This is a genomic window from Flavobacterium chungbukense (assembly GCF_020805785.1).
Lineage (GTDB): Bacteria > Bacteroidota > Bacteroidia > Flavobacteriales > Flavobacteriaceae > Flavobacterium > Flavobacterium chungbukense.
Window position 1 is genome coordinate 769,077 of sequence record NZ_JAJGZV010000002.1, and the last position, 18,005, is coordinate 787,081.

Here is an 18,005-nt window from a genome sequence, read left to right on the forward strand (position 1 = left end):
CCCCACTAATTAACTAAATATTTTATTACCTACACCGTAAAAATGTTATACACAATAATATGATCGTCGTAATTAATATATAATTGTTTTCTATAATCTTGTTTTTTACGTGTTATAATAGATAATTTACATTCTCGTCCGTCATTATCTTTACAAACAAAAGAATATGTAATATCGGTATCGTTTTCCTCTCTTTCTATGTAGTCTAAAATACTAAAAAGCTGAATTTCTTGAGAATACACTACAACCCTATGTTTATTGGTATCTAAAACTACAGAAAGGTTTACTAAATTCAAATTGGACCATTCGCCCCATTTTCCTCTTTCATTTTTTTCTAGAACGCTAAAACCCGAAGTCTTAAAATGATAAGATTGACTTTGAACCTTTTGCAGACCTAGCGCTAAAAAAAGCAATAATATGTAAGTGCGTATAGAATTCATAAAATATTTCTTGCAGATAATTAAAACTCAAATGTAGTCTTTTCTTTGGATGCAAGTTCAAATTCGGTAATCATTTGTTGAATAATTTGCTCTACGGGCAAAATCTCATGAATTAAACCTGCCACTTGTCCGATTTCTAATTCTCCTTCATCCAAATCACCTTCAAACATTCCTTTTTTAGCTCTTGCACGTCCTAAAAGCTGAACTAATTCTTCTTTAGAAGGACATTTTTGATATAAATCCTGAACGTCCTGATAAAATTTATTTTTTATTAATCGAACTGGGGCTAATTCCTTAAGAGTCAATTGCGTACCTCCTTCTTTGGTATTAACTATTGTTTCTTTAAAATTATTGTGCGATGAAGATTCTACAGAGGCCGCAAAACGACTTCCAACCTGAACTGCATCAGCTCCTAGAATCATTGCGGCAAGCATACCTCTTCCTGTTGCAATTCCTCCCGCAGCAATTAATGGAATCCGAATTTTTTCTTTTACCATCGGAATCAAAGTCAGTGTAGTGGTTTCTTCACGGCCATTATGTCCGCCTGCCTCAAAGCCTTCAGCAACAACAGCATCTACTCCTGCATCTTGTGCTTTTAAAGCAAAAACACTGCTACTAACAACATGCACTACTGTAATATCTTTTTCTTTTAAAAATGAAGTCCAAGTTTTAGGATTTCCAGCAGAAGTAAAAACGATTTTCACGCCTTCTTCTACTACAATATTCATAATTTCTTCAATATTTGGATACAACATCGGAATGTTAACTCCAAATGGCTTATCTGTAGCTTTTTTGCATTTTTGAATATGTTCTCTTAAAACTTCCGGATACATTGAACCTGCACCAATAAGTCCCAATGCTCCTGCATTACTTACAGCTGAAGCCAATTTATAGCCGCTATTCCAAATCATTCCGCCTTGAATAATTGGATATTTTATATTAAAGAGTTGCGTAATTTTATTCATTAAAAAAAATTATTGCTTGATGATTTTTCCCGTCTTATGCAGATTTTCGCTGTCAAAACTATAAAAATAGAGTCCGCTTTGTAAAGATTGAAGCGAGAGAACAGGATTCGAATTATTAATTTTTTCTTCTAATATTTTTTGCCCTAAAACAGAATAAATCGTTACTGAAGCTGTATTGTTTTCATTTAAAAAAGAAAATGTAACCGTATTTTTTACTGGATTCGGATAAACCGAAAAAGCCATTTCTGCAATAAAATTATATACACTTAACGTTGATCCAAAATTCGGAATTCCGTAACCGTAATTATTATCTGGTGTTGTAAATCGATCAGAAGAAGCTAAAATCATCTGTCTAATTTCTTTATTGGTTTTCGTTGGAAAAGCCTGCCACAAAGAAGCACACATTCCTGCCATAATCGGACATGAAAAAGAAGTTCCACTTGCTGAACCAATATTTCCATTCACATCAGAAACTACAGCGGTTGTTCCCTGCGCCATGATATCTGGTTTAATTCTTCCATCGTAACTTGGTCCGATTGAACTGAAACTAGATCGTACTTTGGTAGATATAACTGATCCAATTGCCAAAACAGATACTGCATCGGCTGGCGAACCGATATGTTTTTCTACTTGAGTTCCTTCATTTCCTGCTGAAGCTAAAACTAAAATTCCTTTGCTAAAAGCCTTTTCAGCGCCACGAGAAACGAAATTGGTAATTCCGTTCATGTCGCTGTAGGTATGATTGTATCTCGATTCATTACGACCTCCAAAATAACCTAATGAACTTGTAATAATATCAACTCCCAAAGCATCTGCCTTCTCAGCTGCTTCAACCCAAAGTGATTCTTCCAATGGATTCTCTATATTATCTTTTTCTATTTCTGTAATAAAAAGATAATATGAAGCATTTGGAGCAGTTCCTATTAAAGCATTTTCTTTGTAGCCGCCCATTGTAGAAAGCACCATTGTTCCGTGACTACCACCTGCATAAAAATTAGCATTTCTTTCGGTATAATCATAACCACCCAAAATTTTATTGTTGTTTCGAAGATTTTCGAACGACTGCGCTGTGTTTACACCTGGAAAGCCTGAATCCAAAACAGCTATAATTTTTCCTTCTCCAGTATAATTCTGCTGATGTAAAACTTGTCCGTTTAACATCTGAATTTGATTAGCAGAGTTACCGTAAGCATAATCAATAGCCGTTTCTAATTTGTTTTTCGTTTTATTGGTCTCAGTTTGAGAAACTTTTTTCCCTGTAGTGTTTAGAGTTTTATCTGCAAATTCAACTTTCTGAACAAATCCTAATATTTTTAAAGCATTTACATTTGCCTGCGAACCACGAATATGAAGTGCATTTAGCCATTTAGATTGAGCCATAATCGTGATTCCTGCGCTAGACTTGATTTGGTCTACGTATGAAGTTTCCAAAGGCGCATCGGTAATATCCAACGCAATATTTTGATTCGTTCTTCGATCTAAAGCTTTCTGAGAAAGTTCTGTTAACGGATTAGCAAAAAAAGTCTGAGCATTAGGTTTTCCATTAAAATAAACCCATGCCTCTTCTTGTCCAAATACGGTGAATGAAAGAAGTATTAAAAGAAAAGTAAAATTGTATCTCATATTATACTTTTGTGGAATTTATTTCAAATTCCAAATAAAGTATAAAGCTAAGAAATTACTCCCGAACCAACTAATTCATTTTCTAAATACCAAGCTACAAATTGTCCTTCTGTAATAGCAGACTGTGGTTCTTCAAACTCCACATACATTCCATTTTCAAATTGGTGTAAAACTGCTTTTTGCAAAGGCTGACGGTAACGAATTCTTGCCATTACCTCCATTTTTTCACCTGCTTTCAATTTTAAGTCTTCTCTAATCCAGTGTACTTCAGATTCTCCAACAAAAAGAGCTTTTTTGAATAACCCAGGATGCGAACTTGACAAACCGGTATAAATTGTATTGGTTTCAACATCTGTAGCAATCACAAATAAAGGATCTGTCGTTCCTCCTACATTCAAACCTTTTCTTTGTCCGACTGTGAAATAATGTGCTCCTAGATGTTTCCCAACTACTTTCCCCATTGTAGGAAGGTAATCTAGTTTTTGAGATTCTAGTTTTAATTCTTCTTCTAAAGAAAGTTCTGCTGTTTTTTCGATAGTATAAATTGGATCATTTTTATCTACCTGAACAATTTTCCCTTCTTTTGGTTGCAATTTTTGCTGTAAAAATTCAGGAAGACGAACTTTTCCAATAAAACACAAACCTTGAGAATCTTTCTTTTCAGCTGTAACCAATTCCATTTTAGCAGCGATTTCTCGTACTTCAGGTTTTGTCAAGGCTCCAATAGGAAATAATGCTTTTGACAATTGTTCTTGCGACAATTGGCAAAGGAAATAAGATTGATCTTTGTTAACATCATTTCCAGCAATCAATTGATAAACCGTTTTTCCGTCCACTTCAATTTCGCTTTTTTGACAATAATGTCCCGTTGCCACATAATCTGCACCAAGACTTAAAGCGATTTTCATAAACACATCAAATTTGATTTCGCGATTACAAAGTACGTCAGGATTTGGAGTTCTTCCTTTCTCATATTCGTTAAACATATAGTCTACGATTTTTTCTTTGTATTCTTCGCTTAAATCAACAGTTTGAAACGGAATCCCTAGTTTTTCAGCAACGAGCAAAGCATCATTACTGTCCTCTAGCCATGGGCATTCGTTAGAAATAGTAACCGAATCATCGTGCCAATTCTTCATAAAAAGACCGATTACTTCGTATCCCTGCTGCTGCAATAAATAAGCGGCAACACTAGAATCTACTCCACCTGAAAGTCCAACAACTACTCGTTTCATTTTGAAATGTTTAATTTTTTAAGGTTGCAAAGGTACGCCAAATAATAGAAAATCTCACAAAGGTTTTCATTACTTTAAGTAATCCTACAGTAGACAAAACTTATTGCTTTTTTAAGTACATTTATTCATTCCTTAAAAAATATGAAAAAGTATCTCTACAGTTTGATTTTTCTGTTTGTACTTATGAATTTAAGTGCGCAGCGCTATATGGCAACTCTGCCAAATTACGAGGCATATAGAGCTTTTAAAGGAAAGCCTCTATCTGATAAATTTTCCAATATAGAATCCGTAAAAGTAGTTTATGATCTGCGAAAACAAAAAATGTATTATTTCAACAGTAGTGTTATTTTACTGCATTTTGATTTTGTTACCAATTATTTAGGCTACAGTAAAGATCTAGACGTTTTCAATAACGAAAATTACAGTAACACAGATAAAAATAGAGATTTTCTGCTTGGAAATTTAAACCATATTAAAGGCACAGACAAATGGATTTTCGAACTGGCAGCTTCTGACCACATGCCTATCTCTTTAATTGAGCGTTTTTTCAATTTAGTCAGAACTTCCACGTTTATTGGCGAAAAATTAAAATTTTACTTGAATAATCCAGAAACGATGGAATGGTTTCAGCAAAATAAATTCAAAATTCCGTGTGTGAAATCAGATTATATTTTTGGCGAAATTAAATATCAAGAAGTGGTTCGCGGAACTAACATTGGGATTCTTAAACAATATAAAATCAAAGATTTAGAAACCATAAAACCTAATGCTGATGAAATTATTATTTTGGATGGAACTCCTGATATTCTGCCCAATGTGAGAGGCATAATTGTAAACGAACTTCAAACGCCTTTAAGTCATTTGGTGCTTTTAGGAAAGAATCGAAAAATCCCAATTATGGCGTACACAAATATTGACAAGGATAACAATATCAAAAAACTGCTTTCCAAAAAAGTAGAGTTAAAAATCGAAGTTGATACGTTTTTTATTAAAGAAACGACAAAAAAAATCAATCCAAAAACATTAGGTAAAAAGAAAAAACTAACGATTGATAATACTGTAACGGAATTAGTTGATTTATCTGTAATTCCGAAAAAAGGAGTTGATTATATCGGTTCAAAAGCGCAGAATATGGCGTACTTAATTGCCATTTCAAAAGAAATTCCATTTAAAGTCCCAGAAAATGCACATGCCATTCCTTTTTATTTTTACATCAAACATATTAAGAACCCTAACATTTCTCCCTTAATATCAGAACTTCTGGCTTATCCGCATAAAGATTCAACTGTCTGGATTAATAAGCAATTGAAAAAAGTCAGAGATGCTATTAAAAAAGAGCCAATTGATTCTGAATTGATTTCAAAATTAAATGTTGCTTTTAAAAATGCTAAATTTAAAAACTTCAGATTTCGTTCTTCTACTAATGCAGAAGATTTAGACGATTTTAATGGCGCGGGATTGTATGATTCTAAAACAGGAATTTTAGGTGATTCTATCAAAACTTTCGAAAAAGCAATCAAACAAGTTTGGGCAAGCGTTTGGAATGAAGCTTCATACAACGAAAGAGAACTTTTTGGAATCGACCAACAAAATATTGTCATGGGTGTTTTAGTACATCGTTCGTTTCCTGACGAATTGGCTAATGGTGTAATCATTACAAAAAACATTTTTAGAGAAAACTTTCCAGGCGTTACAGTCAACATTCAAAAAGGAGAAAACTCTGTTGTAAAACCCGAAAAAGGAGAAATCTGCGAACAATTTGTAGCATACCACTTCAACGATGGAAAAGATGATACCGACTTTGACATTGATTATACCTCAAACTCTAATTTAAATAATAACGAACCTTTACTAAGCCGAAAAGAAATGAGTAACATTTTCAATGTCAGTAAAAAAATCGAAACCAAAATGTACAGATATTGGCGTAAAAACCAATTCCATCCTGTGGATATTGAATTTAAAATTGTAGGCGAAAAGAGAGATTTATATATCAAACAAGCACGTCCTTTTAATGATTAATAGAACACCAATACATCAATTTCATTTGTCGCAGCATTGATTAAAGTAATTCTAAAATCAAATTCTTCAATCTTGATTTTGTCTTGAATTGATTTCCTAATTACTTCTGAATTCAAAGAAAAATTATCGTCAAGCGGAATTTTTAGATCAACGGCATTGAGGTATTTTGAAGCTTTTTTATTGACAATAACCGAAGCCGCTATATAAGATCCGATAATTGTGATTTGAAAAAACAACAATAGCTCTATCTTTTCAAACGGATACATAATGTCTAAAATAGACAACGTAATCGTTGCAAAAAGAAAGATGATTGCATTTACAGTAAAAGATTGTGTTCTAAATCGAAGTATCGAAAAAATCGCAAATAAACCAAAACCAATTCCAATACCGATTTCTATTTTTGTAAAAAGATAGCAGAGCGAAAAAGTACAAAGCCCCACAATAACCATCAGTGGATTTATGGTTGCATTATCTTTTCTATTGGAGAAAAAATACAAAGCCAAAATTGAAAAAAACAATAGCAGAAATCTTCCTAAAAGTTCGCTCAAATCCATTGGTCAGAATAATTGGTTACTCAAATGTAAACAAATTATTCTTTTCTTATTTTATTTTTAATAAAGTAAAGAAGAAGCTTTTATGGGATTATTTTTTTGGAGCAGAACCTTTTTCAGCAGCTTTATTTGTATTTTTAGGATCGCTCATATTTACTTCTTTTGTCAATTTTCCTTTCTGATAAAACTGCCAGATTCCAGCTTTTTTACCATTTACAAATTTGCCTTTAGAAGCAACAGATTTATCTGAATCATAGAAGACTGCATCTCCATTGTATTCGTTATTTTTAAAGTTTGATTCTTCTAAAAGCGTTCCATCCTGACCTATTTTTTTATAAGCTCCTTCTTTTAAACCATTTTTATATATCATCTCTTCTGCAATTTGAGCATTTGGATAATAAATAGTTCTTACACCCTCTAATTTTCCATTTTTATAATTTTCCACTGTCATTAAAACTTTAGAGGCTTTATGATAGTATTTCCATTCTCCTTCACGAGACTTTCCAACTTCTTTTCCTTCACTTACCTTATTTTTATTCTGATCGTAGAAAATGGTATATGAACTTCCATCATTTGCACTAAAATCTCTAGTTGCAATTACATCTCCTTTTTTAGTATCATCAAAGAATTTAAAGACACCTGTTTCTTTTCCGTGGTCAAAAGTCCCTTCGTAACGAGGTCTTTTAGATTCTGTATAAACACCTTTCCAAAGGCCATCTTTTTTACCGCTGCCATCAACTCTATTGGCTTCTTGAGAAAAAGCGGCTGCACTAATTAGAAACAAAATCCAAATTTTTTTCATAAACTGTTTTTCTTTATAACATTAAAAAGCGTGTTTTAGTATTGCAAAAGTATAACCAATTTTGCTTTTTCACTGATTTTTTAGCTCTTAAATACTATTTAAAATTTTGTTAAATGAGATTTAGAGCTACAAATAGTTTAAAACAACATAAATAACTAATAATCAATACCATAAAAACAGTAAATAACTAAAAAAGACATGTAATAAACATAACTTTTGTTTAATATTATGTAATAAAAGTTAAACAAAATCTCATAATTTAGATTAACAAATAAAAAAAACTATATTATGAAAACATTCAAAATTAAATTAATTGCTTTTCTAGCATTAATTGGCTTAGTCAGCATTTCATGTAATAATGATGACAATGACTCGCAACAGAATTCACAAACGATTGTATCTATCGCGAAAGCAAATCCTGATCTTAGCAGTTTAGTTGCTGCTTTAGAAAAAGCAGATCTAGCTGCTACATTGAACGCCTCTGGCTCTTATACTGTCTTTGCTCCTAACAATAAAGCCTTTAGCGCTTTCCTTTCTGCAAACGGTTATGCTGATTTAAATGCAGTTCCTGTTGCTGCCTTAAAAGAAATATTACTTAACCATGTTTTAAGTACAAAAGTAAAATCAAGCGATATTACAACAGGATATGTAAAAACTTTAGCAAAAGGAAATGCTTCAGCTTCAAACACTATAAGCATGTATCTCGAAAAAAACACAGCAGTTGATATTAATGGAGGAAAAGCCAACGGCGGTGCAACAGTAACAACTGCAGATATTGAAGCTTCAAATGGTGTTATTCATTTGGTTGATGGTGTCATCGGACTTCCAACTATCGTAAATCATGCAGTAGCAAATAAAAATTTCTCGACTCTTGTTGCAGCTTTGACCTACAATCCATCATCTGGTTTTGCGGGAATATTATCTGGAACTGCAAGTTCACCATTTACGGTTTTTGCACCTACAAACGCAGCTTTTACAAGTTTCTTAACCGAAGCTGGATTTTCTGGTCTGCCAGCAATCCCTGCTAACGTATTGGCAACTACTTTGAAATATCATGTCGTTGCGGGAGCTAACGTACAATCTACTGCTTTGACAAACGGACAGGTAGTTAATACTTTTGCAAATCAAAATTTCACAATTAGCCTTACAGGAGGAGCCAAAATTACTGATGCAAGTAATAGAATAAGCAATATTATCGTAACAGATGTACAATGTTCAAACGGTATAATCCATGCAATTGATAAAGTACTGCTGCCAAAATTTTAACCATAAAAAAAACGTCTCGTTAAAACGAGACGTTTTTTTTTATCAATATATATTATTTCTTTTTATTCTGAGCTTTTGCAGCTTCTTGCTGTTCCATCACTTCTTGAAGACGTTGCTGAAACTTACTTGGCTTTTTAGGCTCTCTTTGTTTATTTTCTTGAATCTGAGCGTGAATCTTATCGCTATCAACAATGTAGTTTTTAATTACAAACATAATTCCAATTGTAATTAAATTTGAAATAAAGTTATACAAACTCAAACCAGCACCGTAACTATTGAAGAAAATCAACATCATTAATGGCGAAACATAAATCATGATTTTCATCATTTTAGCCATATCCGGCATACCTTCCTGCTGAGGAGCTGCCATTTGCTGATCTCCAGAAGTCATTTTCATGTAAAAGAAAATTGCAATTGCTGCCAAAATCGGGAACAAAGAAATGTGATCTCCATACAATGGAATGCTAAATGGCAATTTTGCAATTGAGTCAAAAGATGATAAATCATCAGCCCAAAGGAAACCTTTCTGTCTTAATTCAAAAGCCGCAGGGAAAAACTGAAACGAAGCATACATAAACGGCAACTGAATCAACGCTGGGATACAACCTGCCATTGGGTTTACGCCCGCTTTGTTATACAACTTCATTGTTTCCTGTTGTTTCTTCATTGGGTCTTTTTTGAATTTTTCTCCCAACTCAGCAATATCTGGTCTTAAAACTTTCATTTTTGCCTGAGACAAGAATGACTTATAGGTAATTGGCGACATTGCCAATTTGATAATAATGGTAAAAATGATAATTGCAATTCCTAAAGACAATCCAATGGTAGAGCTCAAGAATCCAAATAATGGAACAAAGATAAATTTGTTAATCCATCCGAAAATTCCCCATCCTAATGGAATGATTTTATCAAAATTTTTGTTGTAAGCCTTTAATGTTTTATAATCAGCCGGCCCCATATACAAATTCATTTTGTAATCGATCTCTCCGTTTGTAAACGCCAAAGGCAAATTAGCTTTAAACTGTTTTGTAAAAACAGTGTCAATTTTTTCATCCTTCACTAAATCATCAGATTGCAATTTTGAAGTTTCAAAAGGTTTTTCTGTAGACAAAATAGTAGCAAAGAAATGTTGTTTAAAAGCAACAAAACTTACTTTCTCAGGAGTTTCTTCTTTACCTTGTCCATGTTGACTTACATTATTGTATTTTGATTCCTCATATTTATAATCAATCTGAGCAAAACGATTTTCATAAGAAACACTTTTTTCGTTTCTGTATGTTTTTAAATCCCATTGCAAGTCAATTGGTTTAGCAGAATTTAAAACTCTGTTTAATCCTTGAGTACGAATATCAAAACCAACTAAATAATCATTTGGTTTTAAAATATATTTATACTCTAAAAATTCGTTTGCTCCAGCTTTCAAACGCATAGATAAAACTTGGTCTGCACCAATTTTTTCTAATGTTGGCTCGAAGTACAGATCTTTAGAATTTAATGTTCTATTATCTGTTGTAAGAAGCTGCAGATTTAAGTTTGAGTTATTGTTTTTAATCAATTCTACTAATTGACCTGAACCTTTTTTAAATCTTTCAAATTCTTTTAAAGTAGCTTCAACAATATAACCACCTTTATTAGCGATTTTAAGTTTAATCTTCTCGTTTTCGATTGTAGTAAAAGCTTCTTTTGCAGAAGGAAGTGTTGCAGAATAAGCAAATCCTCCTAAAGTTTTTTGCAATTTTGCCAATTGCAGTGTGTCACCAGGAGTTACAGCCGCAGCTGGTAATGATGCCGTTTTAGCTTTATCTGCTTTTGCTTGTGCTTCTTGTTTAGCAACTAATTCTTTCTTGGCTTTTTCAGCAGCGATTTCTTTTTCAGAAGGCTGATTTTGGTACATAATCCAAATCAAAATTCCAAATATCAATACAAAACCAATGATCGAATTTAGATCAAATTTTTTTTCTTCCATTATTATTTAAAAAAGTTATTCTTTGAAGCTATTAGTAATGAGTTGATCTCAAAAGTTACAAGTTTCTCAAAATATTAATTACTGTTTTTTATGTGCATTTACTGCAGCAGCCACAAAGTTTACAAAAATCGGGTGCGGATTTGCAACTGTACTTTTGTATTCTGGGTGGTATTGTACACCAATAAAGAAAGGGTGATTTTCAAGCTCAACAATCTCCACTAATCCTGTATCAGGATTAACTCCAGAAGCTTTTAAACCTGCCTTTTGCAATTCATCAGCGTATTTATTATTGTACTCATAACGGTGACGGTGACGCTCCGAAATAGTTTTTTCTCCGTAAATTCTGTGTGCCAAAGTGTTTGGTTTAATATCACATTTCCAAGCACCTAAACGCATTGTTCCTCCTTTATCGGTTACATTTTTCTGTTCTTCCATTAAATTCACAACTGGATGAGGCGTTTTATCGTTCATCTCTGTAGAATTCGCTTCAGCGTAACCTAAAATATTTCTAGAATATTCGATAACAGACATTTGCATTCCTAAACAAATTCCGAAAAATGGAATATTATTTTCACGCACATAACGAACTGCTTCGATTTTTCCTTCAATACCTCTTTCACCAAAACCTGGAGCAACCAAAACTCCATCAAGAGTTCCTAATTTCTCTTCTACGTTATCCCCATTAATATGCTCTGAGTGAATTGAAATTACATTTACTTTAGTTTCATTTGCAGCACCTGCATGAATAAACGCCTCTAAAATAGATTTGTAACAATCCTGCATCTCTACATATTTTCCAACTAAACCAATATTTACAGTTTGTTTTGGACTTTTTAATCTTTTCAAGAAAGTATTCCAGTTTTTAAGATCTGGAGATGCTTTTTTAGGTAAATCTAATTTCTTAAGAGCTACAACGTCTAATCCTTCTTCAAGCATTAAATTTGGAACTTCATATATAGTAGAAGCATCAATTGACTGAATAACCGCTTCTTTCTTCACATTACAGAATAAAGCTAATTTCTGGCGTAATTCCTGAGACAATTCGTGCTCTGTTCTACAAACCAAGATATCTGCTTTTATACCGCTTTCCATTAAAGTCTTAACAGAGTGCTGTGTAGGTTTTGTTTTTAACTCACCCGCTGCAGCCAAGTAAGGAACTAAAGTTAAATGAATTACGATTCCATTATTTTCACCTAACTCCCAAACCAACTGACGAACAGATTCAATATAAGGTAGAGATTCGATATCACCAACCGTTCCACCAATTTCAGTAATTACAATATCATAATCGCCAGATTTACCTAGCAATTGCATTCTGTCTTTGATTTCGTTTGTGATATGAGGAACAACTTGAACAGTTTTTCCTAAAAATTCTCCTCTTCTTTCTTTTTCAATAACCGAAAGATAGACTCTTCCTGTAGTAACGTTATTAGCCTGAGAAGTAGGAACGTTCAAGAAACGCTCGTAGTGTCCTAAGTCTAAGTCTGTTTCAGCTCCATCATCTGTCACATAACATTCTCCGTGCTCATAAGGATTCAAAGTTCCTGGATCAACGTTAATGTATGGATCAAATTTCTGAATAGTTGTACGGTATCCTCTTCCTTGTAACAATTTTGCCAAAGATGCCGCGATAATCCCTTTTCCTAATGAAGAGGTCACACCTCCTGTAACAAAAATATATTTTGTTTGATTCATTCTGTTGTTCGTTTGTAAGTAGTTGTGTAAAAAACTTGGCAAAAGTACAAATTTAATTAGACAATTTATCAATTCCAGAATGAGATAATTTTTAAATTTTTAGACTTCTTTCAATTTAAATAGCCGTTTGAAGTTCTGACTTTATAAAATGAAAGCTTTTTAGGATTTTAGCTAAAAATTCGCAACTAATTATAGAGAACCTTACTAAATCGAAAATCTATTTATCGGTTTAGAATAATGAAAGAAATAATAGATTTTATTTCAGTTTGTATCTTAAATTATCAAAGAAACGCTCAATTAACCTTCTGTCTTCAGTAATGATTTCAGCAGTTCCTTTTGATTCCGCGTGAAAATTAAGTTCTACACCATAATTAGTTTTTAATCCAAATGGCAATTTAACGTCAACTAAATAAGAATTAATTTTATTTTGATTATCTGACAGAGTTTGTTGATTTGTAACTAACGAAATTCTTTTTACTTTACCTTTTATTGAACCATATTCATTATAAGGGTAATTATTAAGTTTAATAATAACACTTTGCCCTATTTTAACTTTACCTGCACCATTTTCTGGCAGATTGACCTGACCAATCAATTGATTATTATCAGGCATTATTTTAAATAATTCTTGCCCAGACTGTATATAATCATTTGTTCTAATAAAGTTTAAGAAATCAACTTTGCCATTAATTGGTGAAACAAAAACATAGGTGCGTTCCCATTTTTTTATTGAATCTATCAAATCATAATAGCTGTTGAATAAATTAACAACAAGCTCTCTTTCTTTTACAGCTTTTTCAATAGCTATAACTTGCGCTTTATTTTGAGTTTCCTTTATTTGATAATTTGTATTATTTATTTCTTTATCAATTGTATTATAATCGAGAATGCTATTTGCTTTTGCAATAATTGACTTCTCTATATCTGCTTTAGAAGTTACTTCTTTTTCAAACAAAATAGAATCTTTTTTAAAAAGGCTCTGTGATATTTTGTATTTAATTTCCTGATTTTTAAAATCGTTTTTTAACTGGGAGAATTTGCTTTGCTGCAGTTCTAACAACTTTTGATTTATCTGTTTTTGAAATTCATATGGCTGTTGAACTGAGTAATCTAAATATTGATACAATGAATTTAAAAAATTAAAATATTTATTATTTATTTCACCCAAAGATAAATTTTCAGGAAACAAATGACGATGCTTATTGTAAGTAACCTCATGAACATTAGTTTTAGAAAGCAAATCATCCAACAATTGAACATCTTTTAAGTTTGCTTCATTCTTTATATAAGCTAAATATGTTCCTGTATTAACTTTTATACCTGACCTATTTTTTAATAAAATAATATTACCCGATGTTGAAGCTACAAGTTTAACTGGAGCTTGCATTGTATTAACAACAATCTGTCCAGACAAAATTGATGGATATTTAATTAACCAGCCAAATAATAGCAAAAGCAAAACTAATCCAACAACAACTCCGCTAATTGTTGCACCGAATTTAGTTGGCATTCTTTCAATTATCGATGCAACTTCTTCTGTTCTGTTTTCATTCAATGTTTTATGAAATCCTTTGCTAGCCATTTACCGTATCTCCTATTTGTGTTTTAACTAATTGATAGTAATGTCCATTTTCGCGAGCCATCAGCATATCATGATTTCCTATTTCGGTAATATAACCGTTTTTCAACACTATAATCTGATCTGCTTTACGAATTGTACTTAATCTATGCGCTACAACAATTACAGTCTTATTCTTAAATATTTCTTCTAATGCCACTACAATTTTCTGTTCATTTATTACATCTAATGAATTTGTCGCTTCATCAAAAAACAGATAATCAGGATCTTTATATAAAGCTCTTGCAATAAGAACACGCTGTTTTTGTCCTCCGCTTAAACCTCTTCCATTTTCCCCCATCATCGTTTGGTATCCCTTTGGCATTGCTTCAATTTCAGAAGCTATGTTTGCAGCAGTTACTGCTTTTTTCAATCTTTCATAATCAATATTCTCATCGTCTAAAACAATATTGTTTTGAATAGTATCACTAAATATTTTACCATCCTGCATGACTGCACCACAGCTTTCTCGCCATTGTTTTAAATTAATATTCTGAATATTCAAATTTCCCATTGACAATTCGCCATGAGTAGGCTTATACAATCTCAGTATTAATTTCAGCAAAGTAGTTTTTCCGCTTCCGCTATCACCAACAATTGCTGTAACTTTACCTTCAGGAATTACCAGAGAGATGTTGCTCAAAATATAATCACCATTACGGCTATACTGAAAACTTACATTTCTTAAAAACAAACTTTTGTCTTCTGGAAGCTTTATATTATTGGTAATATCATTTTCTTCCTCATTTTCCAACTCATGTATTTCATTCAATCTTAAAAAACTAATTTTAGCATATTGCCCTGATTGAATAAAAGATATAAACTGTATGATGGGACCATTTAACATTCCTATTATAAATTGAGTAGAAATCATTACCCCAAAAGTAATATCACCTTTTATTACTGACTTCGCACAATAAAAAGTAATAATTAAATTAGTTAACTGATTAATAAACTGTGCCCCTAGATTTAAAGCATTATTGATTCTTAGTATTTTTTGATCAATCTTAAACAACTGAACCTGTAAAGTTTCCCATTTCCATCTTTTGTGCTTCTCATAATTATTGATTTTGATATCTTGAATGCTTCCAATGGTTTCTACCCAATAACTTTGGTTTTTAGTATGTATGTCAAAATACTCCCAATCTAGTTTCTTTCGAAACTGAAGAAAAAATAAAACCCAACCAATGAATAATATGCTCCCTATAACATAAATCAAATATAAAACAGGGCTGTATATCATCAAAATTATTCCAAAAATGAAAAATGTTAAAATCGAAAAAATAAAATTCAGAGAATTATTCATTACAAAATCCCGAATACGTTCATGATCCTGTGCTCGCTGTAAAATGTCTCCAATTAATTTATTTTCGAAAAAAGTAATGGGCAGTTTCATTAATTTGATCAGATAATCTGAAATTAATGAGATATTAATTCTAGATGTTAGATGAAGCAGAATCCAATCCCGAACCATATTACTCAATAAAATGCTGACTATAATGGTTATATTGGCAATTAAAACCAGATCAATAAAATCTAAATCATTTGTTTGGATTCCAACATCAATAACAGCTTTTGAAATAAAAGGCAAAAATGCCTGCAAAACTGTTACTATTAGCATGACCACAAACAAGTTTACAAAACTCTTTTTATAGGGTGTAAAATAACCTAAGAAATTTTCAAACGTTTTGCGTCTTTCTATTTTATCATTTATAGAGCGCTGTTTAAAATCTGCCATTGGTTCAATGGCTAAAACTGCTCCTGTTTTAGATTCTTTTAGCCAACTGTTTTTAAAATTTTCATGATAGTATTTTAATAAGCCTTTGGCAGGATCTGAAACAAATACGTGTTTATTATTTATTTTATAAACTACTATAAAATGATTATCCTGCCAATGTACAATGCATGGCAATGGAATAGTTTTAAATGTATCAAAATCTATTTTAACACTTTTAGTACGCAAACTTATTTTTTCGCAGGAATCGCTAATGTCTAAAAAACTTACTCCCTCTCTTGTAATACCACATAAATCACGTAAAAAAGGCAGGCTGTAAAACCTGCCGTAATATTTAGCAATTATTTTAATACAAGCCGGACCACAATCTTTGGCATCAAGCTGATATTCATGAGGAAATTTGAACATATTATATCTCTATTTTTTTAGCAACTCAAAAATCTCCCCTTCACTTGTATCATATCTAAGTAAACCTTCTTTTTTATCCCAGTAAAAAGATTTCAAATATCCTCTCCCAAAATTTTTTGCATTTATACCATCTTCAAAAATATATACATTTGTGTATTTTTTTTTAGTTGTTTTTAACATAACCCAAGTTTTTTGGGGAAGTGATTTTATGTGTGAACCTGAATAAAATAGACCAAAAAGATTAAAGCTAGGGAAAGATTTTTGACTTACTTCATCTTTACTTATTGACACACTACTAACACAATATGAATCATTATGGCAAATCTTAGACTTCAAATCAATGTTCATCATATTGTTTTGTATAGTTCCTATTTCCCGACAATTGCAATCCTTGTTTCCATAAATTTCATATTTATCAACCACAACTAAAGTATCAAGATTTCCTAAATTACTTTCAAAAATGATTTCTTGTTGTTTTTGATAAACTGAAAACCATTGCTTCTCTTCTTTAGTGAGATGTGTTTTAACACACTTGCATGTACATGAATGCAGAAAAAAAATAATTCCAATTATTATAAATACCTTTTTATTCATATTACTTAATATTCTGAGAAACTTTTAGTGAGCTAATCATAGCATCAATACTATAACCTCCCTCACTTCCATTAGCACTTACAAAATGTTTTTGTCCCCCTGCTGTTGTTAATCCGCTAATTGATGTTTGAGCTAAATTCAAAGGATCATCATGCATAATATAAGAATGTGTGTCTGAAACTAAACCTGTACCTAAAAATAAAACTGTCGCATAACTTAATCCCGCGGCATTAAAAGTGGTAGCACTTTCTCCCGTCATACGAGCGTTTGCTTCAGCCATACCCCCTCCTAAAGAATGTCCAGCAAATGATAATTGATCACCATATATTGCTTTCAAAATTTTAGCATTCTCTGTAGATTGATAATATTGTTTAGAAACCCCAATAGTCTGTAAAACATCCGCTGCATAATCACCATAATCGCCAGGTTCTGTTCCTGCTGTTACATAACAATATTGTTTTTCACCTGTCCCTGTTATCATTCTTTCATACAACACTGATTTAAATCCAGTAACAGGATCATCATAAATGACTCCTTCTACAGGTTGCGATACTTTCCACCCCATAAGATCATTCGAATTAAGAAGATCTTTGCCTCCATAAACTGATTTTGACATTAAAGCCGCTTCTAATATTGTAGGCTTTGTAGCACTTCCGTGTAAAGGCATTGCATACCAAGATAGACTATCAGAAGAGTTGGTTCCAGTACTAACTGTATTATTACTTGAATTATCAATATATAAGGTCATATTATCTATCACAACTCCTTGTGGTATTTTACTTGGACCTTTATAATTATTTGGCACTGTTACATTATCCAATATTGTCCCCGGTAATTGGAAATTATATTGAAGGTTATATTGAAGAGTATTTTGTTGCTGACCAGCAGCCGTTAATTCATTATTTACAAAAGTATTAACCTGATTATTACTTACAATTCCTTTGTTTGCATCTACAAATTCAAAGAAACGATAAATAGCTAATGGATCACTTGTAATTTTTACATTATTAGATATAGCATTCCATCCACCTACATAACTTGCATTTAGTGTTGATGAGTTTAAATTATTCGTACCAGTTGAACCAGAA

Annotated in this window: 14 protein-coding genes; 2 read left to right on the forward strand and 12 right to left on the reverse strand. The window is 32.1% G+C overall.

Features of this window, described 5'->3' with window-relative positions; genetic code table 11:
- Positions 1–29 precede the first annotated feature (29 nt).
- Genes LL966_RS08655 through mnmA form a run of 4 tightly spaced genes read right to left on the reverse strand, consistent with a single transcriptional unit; the run spans position 30 to position 4,263 of the window.
- Positions 30–440, reverse strand: a complete 411-nt coding sequence (locus LL966_RS08655) for a hypothetical protein (protein WP_229352458.1) — start codon at positions 438–440, stop codon at positions 30–32.
- Positions 441–460: 20 nt separating this feature from the next.
- A complete protein-coding gene (locus LL966_RS08660) occupies positions 461–1,405 on the reverse strand; it encodes an NAD(P)H-dependent flavin oxidoreductase (protein WP_229352459.1) in 945 nt (314 codons plus the stop codon).
- A 9-nt stretch (positions 1,406–1,414) separates the two neighbouring features.
- Positions 1,415–3,028, reverse strand: a complete 1,614-nt coding sequence (locus tag LL966_RS08665; RefSeq protein WP_229352461.1) for a S8 family serine peptidase — start codon at positions 3,026–3,028, stop codon at positions 1,415–1,417.
- Between the two features lie 47 nt (positions 3,029–3,075).
- Positions 3,076–4,263, reverse strand: coding sequence for a tRNA 2-thiouridine(34) synthase MnmA (mnmA, locus tag LL966_RS08670; RefSeq protein ID WP_229352463.1), 1,188 nt, complete (start codon positions 4,261–4,263; stop codon positions 3,076–3,078).
- A gap of 141 nt (positions 4,264–4,404) precedes the next feature.
- On the opposite strand from mnmA, the gene LL966_RS08675 reads away from it, so the two are divergent.
- Positions 4,405–6,282 (forward strand): PEP/pyruvate-binding domain-containing protein, encoded by a 1,878-nt coding sequence (locus LL966_RS08675; protein ID WP_229352464.1) that lies wholly within the window; start codon positions 4,405–4,407, stop codon positions 6,280–6,282.
- On the opposite strand, the gene LL966_RS08680 is transcribed toward LL966_RS08675, so the two are convergent.
- Positions 6,279–6,836, reverse strand: a complete 558-nt coding sequence (locus tag LL966_RS08680) for a DUF4956 domain-containing protein (protein ID WP_229352466.1) — start codon at positions 6,834–6,836, stop codon at positions 6,279–6,281. The two genes, LL966_RS08675 and LL966_RS08680, sit on opposite strands and share 4 nt — an antisense overlap.
- 88 nt (positions 6,837–6,924) lie before the next feature.
- Entirely contained in the window at positions 6,925–7,635 is a 711-nt protein-coding gene (locus LL966_RS08685; RefSeq protein WP_229352467.1) for a toxin-antitoxin system YwqK family antitoxin, read from the reverse strand.
- Between the two features lie 288 nt (positions 7,636–7,923).
- On the opposite strand from LL966_RS08685, the gene LL966_RS08690 reads away from it, so the two are divergent.
- Positions 7,924–8,901, forward strand: coding sequence for a fasciclin domain-containing protein (locus tag LL966_RS08690; protein WP_229352468.1), 978 nt, complete (start codon positions 7,924–7,926; stop codon positions 8,899–8,901).
- Positions 8,902–8,953: 52 nt separating this feature from the next.
- On the opposite strand, the gene yidC is transcribed toward LL966_RS08690, so the two are convergent.
- The 6 genes from yidC to LL966_RS08720 all read right to left on the reverse strand — a co-directional run bounded on the left by yidC (position 8,954) and on the right by LL966_RS08720 (position 17,737).
- Positions 8,954–10,867, reverse strand: a complete 1,914-nt coding sequence (yidC, locus tag LL966_RS08695; protein ID WP_229352469.1) for a membrane protein insertase YidC — start codon at positions 10,865–10,867, stop codon at positions 8,954–8,956.
- A gap of 78 nt (positions 10,868–10,945) precedes the next feature.
- Complete coding sequence (locus LL966_RS08700; protein WP_229352470.1) at positions 10,946–12,562, reverse strand: CTP synthase; 1,617 nt, start codon at positions 12,560–12,562, stop codon at positions 10,946–10,948.
- 256 nt (positions 12,563–12,818) lie between these two features.
- On the reverse strand, positions 12,819–14,144 hold the full coding sequence (locus tag LL966_RS08705) for an HlyD family efflux transporter periplasmic adaptor subunit (RefSeq protein WP_229352471.1): 1,326 nt from the start codon (positions 14,142–14,144) through the stop codon (positions 12,819–12,821).
- Positions 14,137–16,323, reverse strand: coding sequence for a peptidase domain-containing ABC transporter (locus LL966_RS08710; protein WP_229352472.1), 2,187 nt, complete (start codon positions 16,321–16,323; stop codon positions 14,137–14,139). Before LL966_RS08710 ends, LL966_RS08705 begins: the two co-directional genes overlap by 8 nt.
- Before the next feature lie 9 nt (positions 16,324–16,332).
- Positions 16,333–16,917: a hypothetical protein gene (locus LL966_RS08715; protein WP_229352474.1), complete on the reverse strand. Its 585-nt coding sequence runs from the start codon at positions 16,915–16,917 to the stop codon at positions 16,333–16,335.
- Position 16,918: 1 nt separating this feature from the next.
- Positions 16,919–17,737, reverse strand: a complete 819-nt coding sequence (locus LL966_RS08720; protein WP_229352476.1) for a hypothetical protein — start codon at positions 17,735–17,737, stop codon at positions 16,919–16,921.
- Positions 17,738–18,005 lie beyond the last annotated feature (268 nt).